This window comes from Cohnella sp. LGH, from assembly GCF_017671885.1.
GTDB classification, from domain to species: Bacteria; Bacillota; Bacilli; order Paenibacillales; family Paenibacillaceae; genus Cohnella; species Cohnella phaseoli.
The window spans coordinates 8,006,065-8,020,927 of sequence record NZ_CP072117.1; the positions used below are offsets into that span (position 1 = coordinate 8,006,065).

10 protein-coding genes are annotated in these 14,863 nt (G+C 56.0%); 2 read left to right on the forward strand and 8 right to left on the reverse strand.

Annotated elements, in window-relative coordinates; translation table 11 throughout:
* Positions 1-31: 31 nt before the first annotated feature.
* The 4 genes from J4772_RS33010 to J4772_RS33025 form a co-directional block, all read right to left on the reverse strand.
* A complete protein-coding gene (locus J4772_RS33010) occupies positions 32-4,186 on the reverse strand; it encodes a DUF4082 domain-containing protein (protein ID WP_209073110.1) in 4,155 nt (1,384 codons plus the stop codon).
* A 37-nt stretch (positions 4,187-4,223) separates the two neighbouring features.
* Positions 4,224-5,042, reverse strand: a complete 819-nt coding sequence (locus tag J4772_RS33015; protein ID WP_209073111.1) for a carbohydrate ABC transporter permease — start codon at positions 5,040-5,042, stop codon at positions 4,224-4,226.
* A gap of 1 nt (position 5,043) precedes the next feature.
* The gene (locus tag J4772_RS33020; protein ID WP_209073112.1) at positions 5,044-5,913 is read right to left on the reverse strand and encodes a carbohydrate ABC transporter permease; all 870 of its coding nucleotides are present in this window, start codon (positions 5,911-5,913) and stop codon (positions 5,044-5,046) included.
* A gap of 83 nt (positions 5,914-5,996) precedes the next feature.
* Positions 5,997-7,307 carry an ABC transporter substrate-binding protein gene (locus tag J4772_RS33025; protein WP_209073113.1) on the reverse strand — a complete coding sequence of 437 codons (1,311 nt, stop codon included), beginning with the start codon at positions 7,305-7,307 and terminating at the stop codon, positions 5,997-5,999.
* 229 nt (positions 7,308-7,536) lie between these two features.
* Here J4772_RS33025 and J4772_RS33030 point away from each other — a divergent pair, with 229 nt between their 5' ends.
* Both J4772_RS33030 and J4772_RS33035 read left to right on the forward strand, forming a co-directional pair.
* Complete coding sequence (locus J4772_RS33030) at positions 7,537-9,369, forward strand: cache domain-containing sensor histidine kinase (RefSeq protein ID WP_209073114.1); 1,833 nt, start codon at positions 7,537-7,539, stop codon at positions 9,367-9,369.
* Positions 9,362-10,930 (forward strand): response regulator, encoded by a 1,569-nt coding sequence (locus J4772_RS33035; RefSeq protein WP_209073115.1) that lies wholly within the window; start codon positions 9,362-9,364, stop codon positions 10,928-10,930. The genes J4772_RS33030 and J4772_RS33035 overlap by 8 nt, the downstream gene beginning before the upstream one ends.
* A gap of 54 nt (positions 10,931-10,984) precedes the next feature.
* Here the strand turns inward: J4772_RS33035 and J4772_RS33040 are convergent, their stop codons facing one another.
* The 4 genes from J4772_RS33040 to argH form a co-directional block, all read right to left on the reverse strand.
* Entirely contained in the window at positions 10,985-11,683 is a 699-nt protein-coding gene (locus tag J4772_RS33040) for an SDR family oxidoreductase (RefSeq protein ID WP_209073116.1), read from the reverse strand.
* Between the two features lie 132 nt (positions 11,684-11,815).
* A complete protein-coding gene (locus tag J4772_RS33045) occupies positions 11,816-12,064 on the reverse strand; it encodes a putative type II toxin-antitoxin system PemK/MazF family toxin (RefSeq protein ID WP_209073117.1) in 249 nt (82 codons plus the stop codon).
* A gap of 6 nt (positions 12,065-12,070) precedes the next feature.
* A complete protein-coding gene (locus tag J4772_RS33050) occupies positions 12,071-12,994 on the reverse strand; it encodes an Rpn family recombination-promoting nuclease/putative transposase (protein WP_209073118.1) in 924 nt (307 codons plus the stop codon).
* A 146-nt stretch (positions 12,995-13,140) separates the two neighbouring features.
* A complete protein-coding gene (gene argH, locus J4772_RS33055; RefSeq protein ID WP_209073119.1) occupies positions 13,141-14,556 on the reverse strand; it encodes an argininosuccinate lyase in 1,416 nt (471 codons plus the stop codon).
* Positions 14,557-14,863 lie beyond the last annotated feature (307 nt).

Sequence of the window (14,863 nt, forward strand, 5' to 3'; positions counted from 1 at the left end):
GTCCGCATCAGGCGCCGCGCCTTCCCGCTTGCTATTGTTCGGGTACGAACAGAACGTCCCGGAAATAGTTCGTATCGTTAAACGTATAGATCGGCATCGTGCCGATCGCGGTCGTGCTTACTCCGCTGCCCGTGTAGGTAACCAGATCCCCGTTCGAGTTCGATTGGGCAAAGCCGTGCGGAGTCGCAGCGTAATAATAATCCGACGGTCCGTTCGTGATCGAGACGATATAGTCCGTCCCGGCGGAGACGGCAACCGGCTCGGGCAGCAGGAACTCCCGCCATCCGGCGTGCCGCGTGGACACGTTCCACGTATACGGACCCGCGATTCTCTGCCCGTCGCTTACTCGCCAGAGAGAGACCAGATGAGCTCCCCCTTCGTCCGGATGAGCGTACAGCCGAACGCCGACAATGCGGCCGTCGACCGTCGTCTTGAACTTCGTCCCCAACTCGTAACGGGCATCGTTGGAGAAGCCGAGCGGAACTTCCGATCCCAGAGCGGTCTGCTCGTGATCCGCTACGAAGACGACGTCCCGGAAGTAATTCGTGTCGTTAAACGCATAGGTCGGCATCGTTCCGATCGAAGCCGAGCTTACGCCTTCCTCATAGGAGACGAAACTTCCGCTTCCAGATGGACCCGAAGGACCCCCTTGCCCGCTGACGGCATACAGCTTGTCATACACGCTGTTCGTGACCGACACGACGTAGTCGGCGCCGGCCTTGATCCTCACCGGCTCCGGCAAGACGAACTCCTTCCAGCCGGACGAACCGGCGCTTACGTTCCAATCGTAAGGACCGGCCAGCAGCGTTCTGTCGGCGGCCTTCCACAGCGATACCTTGTGAACGCCTGCCTCGTTCTCATGCGCGTAGATTCTTACTCTCGTCACGTACCCGTTCGTGTTGGCGGAGAATCGGGTTCCAAGCTCGTACACCGCATCGCTGTCAAAGCGCTCCGGGACTTGCCCGGCCTGCAGACTTCTGCCGTTGTTCGGCGTGAACACGATATCCCGGAAATAATTCGTGCCGTTAAACGAATACGTCGGCATCTCTCCCAATTGAGACGAGTTGACGCCGCTGCCCGCGTAAGAGACCAGGTGCCCCCGCTCGATCGGTTGCGAGAAGCCTTGCGGCGTATAGACGTAATGTTTGTCTGCCGCGCTGTTCGTGACAGAGACGATATAGTCGGCCTCGGCCTGAACGGCTAGAGGCGATGGCAGCTCGAACAGCTTCCAGCCCGCGGTCCCCGCAGGGAAGGTCCAATTCAACGGGCCGGCTACCCGCACTCCGTCATCGGCTCTCCAGATGGAGACATCGTGCTGTCCGCCTTCATTGGCATGCGCGTACAGCTTCACATGCGTAATCGTCCCGTCCACCGTCGTCTTGAACCGGGTGCCGAGCTCGTAGCGAGCATCGTTGCCTGACGCCGTCGGCGTTTCTCCGACCAGAATCGATTCGCGTCCCGACTCTGGAGCGGACGCAGGTGTCGCCGCCGTCGGAGCCGAAGCAGTAACGAAAGCGTCTGCGAAAGCAGCCGTTCCCGTGGACAGACGATGCTTGTCCGCAGACACGGTTAGTGTGGCGGTGTGCGTTCCGGCGGGCAGATCCAGCGCCAGAACAAATTCCTTAGCGTGCTCTGTCCGAGCAGCGTACAGCTCGGCGTAAGGGTATTTCACGCCGTCGATCTCGACGTCGATCCGGCCTTCGTCCGGTCCGGCGGATGCGATCAGCGACAAATACGAGCCGGAGAAAGAAAACGTCAGCTTAGAGCCTGGAACGCTCGACGATAAGGCAGCGCCCCCGGAGTAAGAAGGATTTGCCGCATCATTCCATGTCCCTGTTCGGACGACCGAGCCGCTTTCGGCTTCGATTGCCGCAGTGTCGTAAGGAACGACGGCGAATAGAGCAGTTGCCTCGGCCTCCAGATCGTAGCGGAAGTTGGATACGTTCTCCCCTACCGTTGCCCGATTCAGCACGTCCACCACTCTCGACGGCTTCGGCAGCGCAATCGACTTTATCCCCGCGTTGCCCGACGCCGAATGAACCATCAACAGCTTGCCGTCAGTGCGGATATTATCTTTGCCGCCATAGGAATACACGTGAGCGCCGCCCAGATTGTCGGCGATCGAGCGGATCAATCCGGCCTTGAGCGGTCCGGAGCCGCTAAAGATCGAGGTCCACGTTCCCATGTCCTTGCGGGCGAAGGCCGTTTTGCCCGGTTCTCCGTCGTAATAGCCGAGCTTGACGGCGGAGGCGTCCGTGACATGGAAGGACGGAGTGTGCGCGTATTCCGCTTCCACGCCGCCGCTGTCTTCGCCGACCATCCAGCCTCCGATCGTCGTCGCTCCGCTGCCTTCGGTAGCAGGGTCGGCAAAATTGGAAATGATCGTAGCTGGGCTGGAATAGTCGGACTTGGCGACGGTCATGCCGATCAAGTCGGTAATATTCGCGGCGCTGGAGCCGGAATCGTTGAAATAGCCGGGCGCTCGCAGAAAAACGAGTACGTTGTCGTCCCGCTTCAAGGCGTTAATCTCCGTTCGCTGAGCCGACGTGGCGCGATATGCGTTCAGGAACACGAACGTTTTGACCGAATCGGGGATGTTCGGCAGATCGGACATCACGTAGTAGCCGAACTTCACGCCGCTCCGGGCCATTTCCCGCTGCTGCTGCTCGAACAGATGAAAAAATCCGTAATCCAGATGGTACTGCGGGCCATAAGGATTGTTGGTAGGCGTTACCTGATTGACGTTTAACGTATGGTACGGAAGCGAGTTCTCGTCCACGATGACCGCCACGTCCGGCTTGAACTGCCGGTCGGCGCTTTGCAGATAACGGCTCGCTTGTACGGATAACAGCTTCTGGTATTCGTCCCAAATTTCCTCCTGCTTAAACCAGCCCTTGGAGTTGATGTCCATCAAGTACTGGCCGCCTCCGGTGACGATCTGATTGCCCGTCTCCCTCCGCAACGCTTCGAGCGTCTCGTCCAACGAGTACGTTCTCGGGGTGAACAAAATATCGTCGCGGTAAGGCAGGCCGTCCACGAGATGCGTACGGGTGTCGTTTTCCAGAATGAACATTTTGCCGTGCAGCGCCAGCGAGTCGAAGGAGCCCATAGGTCCCGCGTTTACGCCCATGGCGCGATCCCCGTATTTGACGGGGGCGCTGATGAAATCGACGGTGGAGGAAGCCAGAACGTCGCCCAGTGCATAGTGGCCGTTATTGGACGGACGCGCGTAGTGGGCGGCGACGTAATGATAGCCGTACATCGAGCCGAGCAGCGTCTGCCCTCCCGTTTCCCGCTTGAACAGTCCCCCCGCGAAGTCGATTGTCTCCGCTATCTTTTTGCTGTAGAAAGTCTGATAATCAATGACCTTGCCTTCAACGGCTATCGAACGGAAGAAATTTTCCTCCGAATGATCTCTCTCGGCCAGCGTCGGAATGCCAGCCGTTGTCAGCGTCACTCCGGAATCGTTCCACGCCGCTTGCAGCGCCGCGTCGGTCCCGTACTTGGCGGTCAGCCATTGCCGGAACGCCGCGACCATCGGAGGCGAATAATCCTCTCCCGCACCGATTCTGCCCTCGCTATTGGAGTCGAAGTACCATTCTCCGCTGTCCATATTCATAATCTGAAAGCCCAGAATCCGGTCCGCATAGGGCTGCTGCTTCAGCCAGGCAATATAGTCGACGACCAGGTCGTCCAGTTGATCCCGCCAATCCTGGGACGCCAACGACGGCCACCCGGAACGCAGCCCCCGCTCCGTCACCGCGTGCTGATCGGCCGCCAGATCGAAAAGCTGCCCGTCGGCGATGCCGATGCGCAAAATGCCGTAGGCTTGGGAGTCGCGAGCGAACACATCCTCATTAACCTGCTCGTTCCAGGCCATGTCGTCCAGCACGTTGATCCAGAACGTCACGTGCACGTCGCGCGATTCGGCCATCGTAATCGTATCCAGAAACGGACCGTAGTTCGGATGGATTTTCATCGTGCTGCCGTAGTTAAACTGCGGAACGACGGGCGTTCCGTTAATTTTGAACACCGGCCCGCCGTTCTCATTGGAGATCGTAGCGGTGACGGGCCAACCGGCCGAGGCGCTGGCCCGGGAAGAAGGCTTCGATGAAAGCGATAACGTTCCGGTCAAACTCAAAACAATGGCCAAGCAGATTCGAAGTGCCGCGGACAAACGGTTCATGTTGTTTCCTCTCCTCATCTTGGATTGTCGAGCGTTGTCAGCCTTTGACCGCGCCGGACATCAGTCCGGACACGAAATGCTTCTGCCCCGCGATAAACAAGACGACCACGGGCAGCGAAACTAAAATTAGAAACGCATACACCAGATTCCAGTTCCGCACGTATTGACTAATAAAATTGTAAACGAGCATCGGGAGCGTCCATTTGCTGCTGTCGTTCAGGAAAAACAGCGGCATGCTCAGATCGTTCCACACGCCGACCAGCATCAGAATCGATTGTGTTGCGATAACCGGCGCCAGCAAGGGCAGAATGATCGACCAAAAAATTCTCGTCGTGCCGAAGCCGTCCACGAAAGCCGACTCGTCCAGCTCGCGCGGAATGCCTTTAATAAAGCCGGTAAACAGAAAGACTGCGAACGGAAGATTCGTCGCGACGACGACCAGAATCAAGCCGGTGAACGTATTCATCAGGCTCAGAAATTGCAGCGTTTTGATCGTTGGAATGTACATCAGAGGAGCGACGAGGCCCGCGATGAACAAAAAATACGCTCCCGACGCAAACCGGCTTTGCCTTCTCGCCGTGACGAAGGATGCTACCGCCGCCAGTACGACCGTCAGCACGATCGAGAACAAAGAGATGATCACGCTGTTGCTCAGCGATTGCAGCATCCTCTCTCCGGACAGCACTTGCCGGAAGTTTCCGAACTCCCACACCTCGGGCCACAGCCGATCGAAGGCGGACGCCTCCATGCTGCTCTTGAACGAACCGAGAATCATCATCAGCACGGGAAAAAAGTAGAAGAAGGCGGCAACGGCGAGCACGAGCTCCAGTAGAGGCTTTCCTATCCGTTTTCTCATGCTAGATGTCCACTTCTTTTCTTTTGAAATAGGCCAGCATCAGGAAGGAGATGGCCGTAATGAGCAAAAACAGGATCAGGTTCATCGCCGTGCCGAGTCCCCAGCGGCCGTCCCCGAACATTTGGAAGGCGATCGAGTTCAGCACCGAGGAGGCATAACCCGGCCCGCCGTTCGTCAGCACGAACACCTGCTCGAACACCTTGAAGCCGGCGATCAGGCTGAGCACGACGTTGACGCTGACCGCCTGCATCATAAGCGGCAGCTTGATGCGGAAAAACTCCTGAAACGGATTCGCTCCGTCGATCTGCGCCGCTTCTCCGTAATCGCGCGGGATCGCGAGCAGACCGGCCATGAAAATAATCATGTGAAAGCCGGTGCCCTTCCACACGTCGACGAAGCTGACCGTATACATGACAATGCTTCGGTCCACCAGCCACTCCAGCCGTAGTCCTCCCAGTCCGATGAAGCCGAGAAACTGGTTAAGGAAGCCGTCGGGATGCAGCAGCGCCGTGAATAGTACGCCGACGACAATAAAGCTGAGCACGGTCGGAAGGAAAAAAACGGTGCGAAACAGCCGCTTGAATCCGATCCGGCTGCATAAGGCGACTGCGAGCAGCAGGCCAAGCACGTTTTTCCCGATGCTGGTCGCGAAGGCGAACAGAACCGTGTTGCCGATCGCCAGTCTCAGGTCGGCGTTGTTCGCGATTTTGAAGAAGTTGTCGAGCCCGGTAAACCGGATCGTATCGCGATAAGCGTTCCAATCCGTAAACGAGTAGACGAAGCTGAACAAGGTCGGAAAAATAAACAGCGCCAAATAAATCAGCATAGCGGGATACAGATAAAAAAGCGGGTAAAGCCGTCTAGCATTCATAGCGTCTTCCTCCGAGTCTGTGAATAAAGGAAGAAGAGGCTTCCTTGTCGTCGGCCTCTTCTTCGGCGGCTGCGCCTTATCGCTTACCAGCCCGGCAGCTCGGCGGCTTTGGCCAGCTCGGCGACTTTCTCGTCCCAAGCCTCCAGCACCTGCTTAGGCGTCTTGCCTTTGCCGAACATGTCCTGATAGAGCCGGAACAGCTCGGACGTATCTACGGCGATCAGATCGTTATATTGACGCACGACCTTGCCTTGGGAGATATACTCGTCGTATTCTCCTTGCATCAGCGGGTTAAAGCTGACCTGGACGTCCTTGAACGCCGAGAATCTCGGATCTTCCGCGTATTGAATGCCGATAATGTCCGGCTGGCTCCAGAAGTCCAGAAACTTCTTCGCTTCTTCGATGTTTTTGGAGTTTTTGGAGATGAACCAGCCGGTTACAGTGCCGACGGTCAGGTCGGGATTATCCACGCCAGGCGTGGCGAAAATGCCGTAGTCGCCCAATTGCTCTCCCGCTTCGATAAAGTCTCCAAGCACGGTCATGGCCGCTTTCCCCGAATTCATCGCCGCCCCCAGACCGTCGAATCCGACGGAGAGATGGTCTTCGTTCACGTAGCCTTTCTCGAACAACTGCATGATTTGTCCCAAAGCCTCTTCGAAGCCCGGAACGTCCGCATGCTTGAGCTGGTTGGCGTTGATCTTGTCCATGATGTCGGTGTCCTTGACGACTTCCGAGAACGTGGTCAATCCCCAGATTTGCGCGACCCAGCCGTCCTTGTTCCCCAGGTAGAACGGCGTAATGCCGTTCGTCTTCAACGTCTCGCTGACCTGCAACAGCTCCTCGAACGTTCTTGGCACGCTCAGGTTGAGATCTGCAAATATTTTCTTGTTATAGACGATGCCCAGCGCGGAGCCGGAAGCGGCGAAAGGCAGATTGTAAATCTTGCCGCCGATTTTGAGAATGTCGGGATTAACGAGACGGGCGACCCACGGTTCGCCGGACAAATCGACGAAATTGTCGGCCGGGTTGTATCTTCTCGCCATGTCGGAGACGTTATGTCCGATGATATCCGGCAAGTTCTTCGTCGCGATGCGCGTTCTGAGCAGCGTGTCGTACTGGCTTCCGTCGACCGTCTGCAGATCGAAGGTCACATGCGGATTGCGCTTTGTGTATTCCTTAGTAATCGTTTCATAAAATTTGTTGTTGCCTCCGACCATGATCGAAAGCGTCACTTTCTCCGGCGCCGTCTCCTGGCTGGCCGACGGCGTTTCGGATGCGGGCTGCGAGCCGCTGGCAGTCGGTTCTGCCTTATTCCCCGATCCGCATGCCGCGAGCATAATCAAGACGAAGCTCGTTAGAAGAGCTATCGCGGGTTTCCGTAGACGTAAATTCACTTGCCGATTCCCCCGTTCATATGGATGTCTGACTGTTTTTGTCGAGCTTCGGACATGTCCCGATTTCTATTGTAAACGCGTTCAGCGGGAAGAAGAATGGACTCGTTAGGAAAAACGCATGTACGATTCGGCACAAAAATAACGCGCGGGCCGGGCGTTTGACGAATCGTCGAGTCGTCTGGTACATTAGGCAGAAAAGTCGGAGCATTGCGAAAGCGAGGGCGGGCGGATGCTGAAAAACTGGAGCCTTCAGACGAAAATTTTCGTCACGTATTCGATTCTAATTCTGTTGATCATCGCCGGCTTTGTCGCCGCCTTGGCCGTGTACGCCTCGAAAATGGTCCAAAAAGAGGTGTATACCGGAACCGAACGCCTGCTTCAGAAAATAACGGAGCAGTTCGACGGGCGCGTGAAGGATATGGAACGGATCAACGTCAGCTTGTTGCTGGACGAAAATCTGGCCAAGCATCTCTATAACCCGGCCAGCCTTCCCGACCTTGGGGTTCAAGAGACGAGGAAGCTGGCCAATACGATTTTCTCGATCAACGGTCCTTTCAGCTCCGCCTATAAAATCGTCGCTTTTAATTTCGAGCATCGGTACGCCCTCTCCCCTCAGTCGGTAGACAATGCGGAAGCGCTCTTCCAAGCCGGATTGGAAAGCATCCCGGTCTTCGCACCGCTGGCGGACGGGGACGGCAGCTTCACGCTGCTTCCCCCGCATCTCGACAATTGGTCGCAGCTTCAGGTTCCGGTGTTTTCCCTTAGCCGCAAAATCAAGGATACGGCGGGCAAGGAATACGGCTATATCGAAGTGCAGCAAAGATATAGCGATCTGGCTCGCTTATATGAGCCCGACCCTGCGATCGATTCGGAGTTCTATATTTTCGACGCGAGCGGCGATCTGTTCTATCCTCGACCGTCCGTCGATGTCTCGGCCTCGGTCTCGGGTTCTGCCGAAGATGCTGCGTTTTACAAGCGTTACGTTGTGATAGGCTCCAGCGGGTCGGCAACGGTTCGCAACAGCGCGGGAGAACCGATGCTACTCGCCTACCGCCAATCTCCGCTGACCGGACATGTGCTGGCCATCGCTCAGTCTCGAGAGCAGGCGTTAGCTTCCGTTGGCCGGCTGAACGCGCTCATTGTCGGCGCAGGCTTGCTGTTCCTGCTGGCGACGCTGCTCGTCCTTCATCGCAGCTCGAAGCGGCTTACCCTCCCTCTTCGGACGCTGGGCAGCTCGCTTAAGCAGGTGACCTTGAGCAATTTGGCGCTGAATATTGATCATTCGGATAAAAACAACGAGCTTCAGCAGCTCGACCGGCTGTTTCGAAAAATGTTTTCGCGCTTGCAGCTTTCGATCGAGCAATTGACCGAGGCGGGCGAACGGGAGGCCAAGGCGCAGCTGCTGGCTCTCCAATCCCAGATTAATCCGCACTTTATCCATAACACGTTAGCGACGATCGGAGCCGCGGCCAAGCACGGCGAGCAGCCCGAGAAGGTCGCGGAAATGTGCAGGCAGCTCTCCTCGCTGCTTCGCTATACGACCTCCTCCTCCGACTTCGTTCGGGTCGAGGACGAAATCGAATATACGCGCAACTATTTGAATCTGTTGAAATACCGCTACGAGGAGCATTTCGAGTTTGAGATTGACATCGATTCCGAGCTGAAGAACATCGAGCTTCCGAGAATCACCATCCAGCCCTTCGTGGAGAATGCGATGAAGCATGCCTTCGCCTCCGTTCCCCCTCCTTGGCACATTCGGATCGAGGGACGAGTTGCGGACGGGCGTTGGGAAATTTCCGTCCTTGACGACGGGGCCGGAGCCGATGAGGCGGCTTTGGAGTCGCTTAAGGCGAGAATCGAGGCTCTGTTCTCCCGCGACGGGAGATCGGAGGAAGAGCTGCGAACAGGACCAGATAGTCTGGGAATCGTCAACACGTATGCGAGGCTGATGCTTCTGCATGGAGAAAGCGCAACGATGAAGATCGAGAACGCCCCAGAACGGGGACTGAAGGTAAGCTTTGGCGGAAAAATCAAAACGGGAACGGAGGACGGACATGTATAGGGTGATGGTAGTCGAAGACGAGCCGCCTTTGATTCGGGACATCCGGTATGAGATCGAACGGAATTCCACGCTATTCCGGGTGACCGCTACCGCGATCAACGGCGCCGACGCTCTGCGGAAGCTGGAGGAGGAAACCCCGGACGTTCTGTTCACCGACATTCGCATGCCGGTCATGGACGGCTTGGAATTAATCAAGGCGATCCGGCAAAAGCACCCCGAGCTCCCGTTCGTCATCCTGAGCGGCTACCGGGATTTCGACTATGCCAAGGAAGCGCTGAAATTTCAGGCCTACGACTATTTGCTGAAGCCGGTGTCGCCAGACGATGTGCGGGAGGTGCTGATCAAGCTGGAAGCGATGCTGGGGGAGCGGCGGGAGCAGAAAAAGCGGGCGGTGCTGCTCTCCTCGCTGCAGGGCGAGCCGATCAGCGGCGAATTTTCCGAAGCGTTGTTTGCCGACCAATCGCTGGCTCTGCTTGTGGCGCAATGCGACGGAACGTCCGGAATGGGGGCAAACGCTGTGGACTTGGAAGCGGAGCTTGCCTCCGCGCTGGCGGTTCCTGGCGCTGCGATCCGGGTATTAAGCGGGAGAACGCCCTTGGAGAAAATCGCGATCGTGGAACACAATAGTCGTGGTTACGGTGATGGTGATGGCGACTGTGATGGTTATGGTGACGGTGATGACGACGGGAAGTTTGCGGAAAGAGAGCAATTGGCGATAGCGATGCAGCATTGGCTGAGCGGGAAGTCGGGGTCGGCAGTTAACGTCGCGATTGGAGAGCCGAGGGCCCGATTGGCGGATCTCTCCGAATCGCTAGGATTTCTCCGGGATTTGCTGCGGCGGAGGGCCGAGCATGGGGTATCCAAGCTGATACGCGAGAGCGAAACGTTCGAAGCAGCGGTTGGCAGCTCACCTGTCGCCGTTCTGACGAACGAGCGGTTGAGCTCATTGAGATCGATGGTTCAATTGCAGCAGAAAAGCTTGTTCAAAGTCGAAATGTCCTCGCTAATCGGAGAATGGCTTTTAGCGCGACTTCCCGTTCCGGACTTCACGTCTCTTGTGAAGCGAACCCTCCACGCTGTAGGCGAAGGGTACTGGCGAAGAGATGCCGATATCGATTCCGTCGTCGACGAATGTTTGGAGGGCGTTACTTCGGGCGAAACTATGAGCGAATTTCTGGTTGCTCGGCTTGAGAATGCTTTGTTCGAGGAAAGCAGCGCTTCCCGCGACTCTCCGGAAGGAGTCGTCGACAAGCTCGACGATTATCTGATAGCCAATTGCCATCGCAATTTCGATCCGAAGGAGCTCGCCTCAGGCGTCGGCCTCACCGCTCCCTATTTGAGCAAGCTGTTCAAGCTGCACAGAGGAATGCCGCTGATCGAATATCTCGCATATCTAAAGATCGAGAAGGCCAGGCAACTGATCCGCTCCGACCCGGAGCTGCTGGCGAAGGAAATCGGCGAATTGCTCGGGTTCTCCGATCCTTTCTACTTTAGCCGTCTGTTCAAGAAGTTTGAAGGCTGCAGCCCGTCAGAATATAGGAAGAGGTTGGAGAAGCGGTAGTGTCGCACCAGTAAGCGAAACAAGCCGCCCAAGAGTCTGGGCGGCTTGTCGGTCTTAGAATGGAAGGCTCGAACCGTCGGCATGAATGAAGAAGCCGTTGTGATCCGGCTTGCGCAATGCGGAAGCCAGTTCATAGATTTGCTGCGCCGGCTCCGAGACGTCTAGCGGAGCCTCGGGCCCGCCTTGGTCGGTGCGAACCCAGCCGGGATGAATCGCGTAGACGGTTATACCGCTATCAGCCAGTTCATGCCGCAGCTTGCCGGTAAACATATTAAGCGCAGCCTTGGACATGCCGTAGGAATAGTCCGGGCTTCGAACGTCCTGAATAATGCCGGAAGCCGACGACATGTTGAGAATCATCGCCCGGTCGCTCTCCCGAAGAAGCGGAACAAAGTGCTTGCACACTCGCACAGGACCGAACACGTTCGTCTGGAACGTCGCCTCGTAGTCTTCCAATTCGGCACTCTCGACGCCATCCTTCCGGCCGATGGCGATGGCGGCGTTATTGATGAGAATGTCCACATGACCAAATGATGCCTTAACTTGCCCGGCAGCCGCCCGTACCGAACTCTCGTCGGCGGCATCCAGCTCTAGGATCGTGATTTTGTTGCCATGAGCCGCCTTCAAGCCCGCAAGCTTGTCCGCCGTCGCAGGATTGCGCACAGCTGCGATAACGTCGTGCCCCTGCTCGGCAAACTTCTTTACCAGCTCTAATCCAATTCCTCTGCTTGCTCCGGTAATCAATACCTTCATCGTTGTCCCTGCTCCCATCTTGTTGTTTATGTCAACTCCATTCCGGATTAGTTCTCCTGTAGTCACTGGCACAAACCGGCCGTATTGCCGTTCTCTTGCGATCACTAGGTGATCCCGGTCGCACATCCCAAGTCAAGCAAGTATCGCTTTTACGTAATCAGCAACTCGAGCATAAAATGTCGACCCCGGATCGACACCACCGATGACGATAGCATTTCTAGCGTGGAGATCGACCGATTTGGCATGATCCGGCAACGCAACGCCCTCCAATACGGTGATTTTAGGATGATCGGCCAGTTCGCCATGGAGAGGAATCGCATCGACGCCGGTCGGAGCCGGAACTTCGAACGGGGTATCTTTCGCTTTCGTTGTAATGGGCACGATGAATCAGAGCTTGCGGAGCTTCTCCACTTCGACTAGCGGAATTTCGAGGGTATCCGCCACTTGTCCCGGAGTAAATCCTTTGGCGATCATCCGACGGACAATAGAGGCGCGCTCTTCGGCAATTCCTTCGGCAATTCCCTCGCCTTTTCCTTTTTTCAAGCCTTCTTGAATCCCTTCCTCGTACCCCCAACGTTTCCAAGCGGGCATGAGCTCCATCATCTTCACCCTTTCCTCCGGATAGTCTTTCAATATTTCGTCCAACAGCTTCTCGTCCTCGGCCTGATTAGGCTCGAAATATAAATCCGCCACCGACATCAAAAGCGCCATTCGCGCGTCGTCGAGCTTGTACCTGAGCCGTAAAAGCATTCGCAAATAGGCCGAACGCATTTCTCTTTTCTCCTTCTCATTGTACCCCATCTTAGCTAAGAGCGCAGCAGCCACAGGATTATCCGAGGCGATAAACCGCCTCCAATCCATAGCTCTCAGATCGACTTTCAGAAACTTGAAACGGACGATCTCATGATCAGGCATTGCCATTACAAACGTATCCGGCTCCTCCGGTCCTTGCCCCGCAGTAAAAATGGCAATCGGGATAATCATCCGATGCTCCTTGCGATGCCTCTCGAACAAACGGCTGAAGTAGATGAACATCCGTTCGCGGAAGTCCTTTTGATGATACGACTGTGGCTCCATATGCACAAGAATATAAGCGTCGAGCGCTTTATATCGGGTTTCCAGCAGCAGGTCCAAGGTTTTAGCCTCTTCGCCTACGACATCGACAAGCAGTTCCTGCATCAATAATCGAGTATGACGATGATCAAGCAGCAAGCTCAGCTCCGGGAAAAAAAGCTCAATAAACTCCGCAAAAAACGTCTGTAGCAGCTTCTTGAACGCTTCGTCGTGAGGTTTGGCTTTTTTATCGTTCATTCGCATTCCTCGCCTTCTTCGACGGTCGTTTAAAACAAAACGCCGCCCACTCCCCAATAAGGGAGCAAGCGGCGTGTGCTTCACGACCGAATTTATGATATTGGCTTTATCTTACCTGATATCTCGGCTCATGAACAGGTTTAATTTTATTGGCTTTTCTGTTCGTACTCTTCCACCCATTTCGTTGTACGGGACAGCTCCGCTTCTGCGCGCGCGATAGCAGCTTCCACCTGAGGAGTCGCCGTGCCGCCGTAGACGTTACGAGCGTTAACGACCGCTTCCGGCTGCAGAACGGCGTAGATCCGGTCGTCGAACAAATCGGAGAACTGTTTGAACTCGTCCAGTGTAAGATCGAGCAGGAACTTGTTCTGCTGGATGCAGTACAGAACCGTCTTGCCGATAACCTCATGCGCTTGGCGGAAAGGCAGCCCTTTGCCGACCAGAAAATCGGCGATGTCCGTTGCGTTGGAGAAGTCCTGATCGACGGCACGGCGCATCTTGTCCTTGCGCACCTTCATCGTCTCGATCATCGAGGCGAACAGTTGGAGCGCTCCTTGCAGCGTTTTGACCGTATCGAACATGCCTTCCTTGTCTTCCTGCATGTCCTTGTTGTAGGCGAGCGGCAGCGACTTCAGCACGGTCAGCAGGCCGACGAGGTTGCCGTATACTCGACCGGTTTTGCCGCGAACGAGCTCCGGCACGTCCGGATTTTTCTTCTGCGGCATAATGCTGGAACCGGTGCAGAACGCGTCGTCAAGTTCAACGAACTGGAATTCGGTGCTCGACCAGAGGATCAGTTCTTCGCTCAGGCGCGACAGATGCGTCATGATCAGCGAGGCGCCGGCGAGAAACTCCACGATAAAGTCGCGGTCGCTGACAGCGTCAAGGCTATTTTCATAGACGCGTCCGAAGTTCAACTGTTCCGCAGTAAAATGACGATCAATCGCAAACGTCGTGCCGGCTAGAGCTCCGGCGCCCAGCGGCAGCGCGTCGATACGCTTATAGCTGTCCTGGAGGCGCTCGATGTCGCGGCCAAACATCGAAACGTAAGCCATCAGATGGTGCGCGAACAGAATCGGCTGCGCCCGCTGCAGATGCGTGTAGCCCGGCACGATCGTGTCGAGATTTTGCTTGGCTTGTCCGATCAGCGCCGCCTGGAGCTTGCGCAGCATCTCGACGAATTCGACAACGCGCTTGCGGAGATACAGATGCATATCCGTCGCCACCTGGTCGTTACGGCTGCGTCCCGTGTGCAGCTTGCCTCCGACCGGGCCGATCTCTTCGATCAGCGCTTTCTCGATATTCATATGGATATCTTCGTCGGCGATCAGGAACTGCTGCTCGCCGCTGCGGATTTTCTCGCGTACCTTCAGCAGACCTGCCTTGATCGTCTCTACATCCTCCGCCGGCAAAATGCCGCACTTGCCAAGCATCGTCACATGCGCCAGACTGCCTTGGATATCCTCCTCAGCCAGCTCTTTATCAAATGTAATCGACGCCGTATATTCTTCCACCAGTTGGTCCGTTTGTTTCGTAAAACGGCCCCCCCACAGCTTGCTCATAATCCGAATACCCCTCTCTTATCCTTATCGAGTAACCTCATCTGTTCCCTCGGCGTCCCTCTAGGTGCGGAGGAGCACGTTACGGTCTGACAGACCGTTATACCCTCGAAATCCCGCGTTCACGGACCTGTAACGGTCTGACAGACCGTTAGAGCACTAAACCCTCGTGTTCCCGGGCCTGTAACGGTCTGCCAGACCGTTAGAGCACCAAACTCCCGCGTTCCCGGACCTGTAACGGTCTGGCAGACCGTTAGAGCACCAAACTCCCGCGTTCACGGACCTGTAACGGTCTGACAGACCGTTAGAG

Excerpts from the sequence above, each read along its gene's own strand:
- J4772_RS33010 (WP_209073110.1), bottom strand. The coding sequence starts at position 4,186 with ATGAACCGTTTGTCCGCGGCACTTCGAATCTGCTTGGCCATTGTTTTG.
- J4772_RS33015 (WP_209073111.1), bottom strand. The coding sequence starts at position 5,042 with ATGAGAAAACGGATAGGAAAGCCTCTACTGGAGCTCGTGCTCGCCGTT.
- J4772_RS33050 (WP_209073118.1), bottom strand. The coding sequence starts at position 12,994 with ATGAACGATAAAAAAGCCAAACCTCACGACGAAGCGTTCAAGAAGCTG.
- J4772_RS33035 (WP_209073115.1), top strand. The coding sequence starts at position 9,362 with ATGTATAGGGTGATGGTAGTCGAAGACGAGCCGCCTTTGATTCGGGAC.
- argH (WP_209073119.1), bottom strand. The coding sequence starts at position 14,556 with ATGAGCAAGCTGTGGGGGGGCCGTTTTACGAAACAAACGGACCAACTG.
- J4772_RS33020 (WP_209073112.1), bottom strand. The coding sequence starts at position 5,913 with ATGAATGCTAGACGGCTTTACCCGCTTTTTTATCTGTATCCCGCTATG.
- J4772_RS33040 (WP_209073116.1), bottom strand. The coding sequence starts at position 11,683 with ATGAAGGTATTGATTACCGGAGCAAGCAGAGGAATTGGATTAGAGCTG.
- J4772_RS33030 (WP_209073114.1), top strand. The coding sequence starts at position 7,537 with ATGCTGAAAAACTGGAGCCTTCAGACGAAAATTTTCGTCACGTATTCG.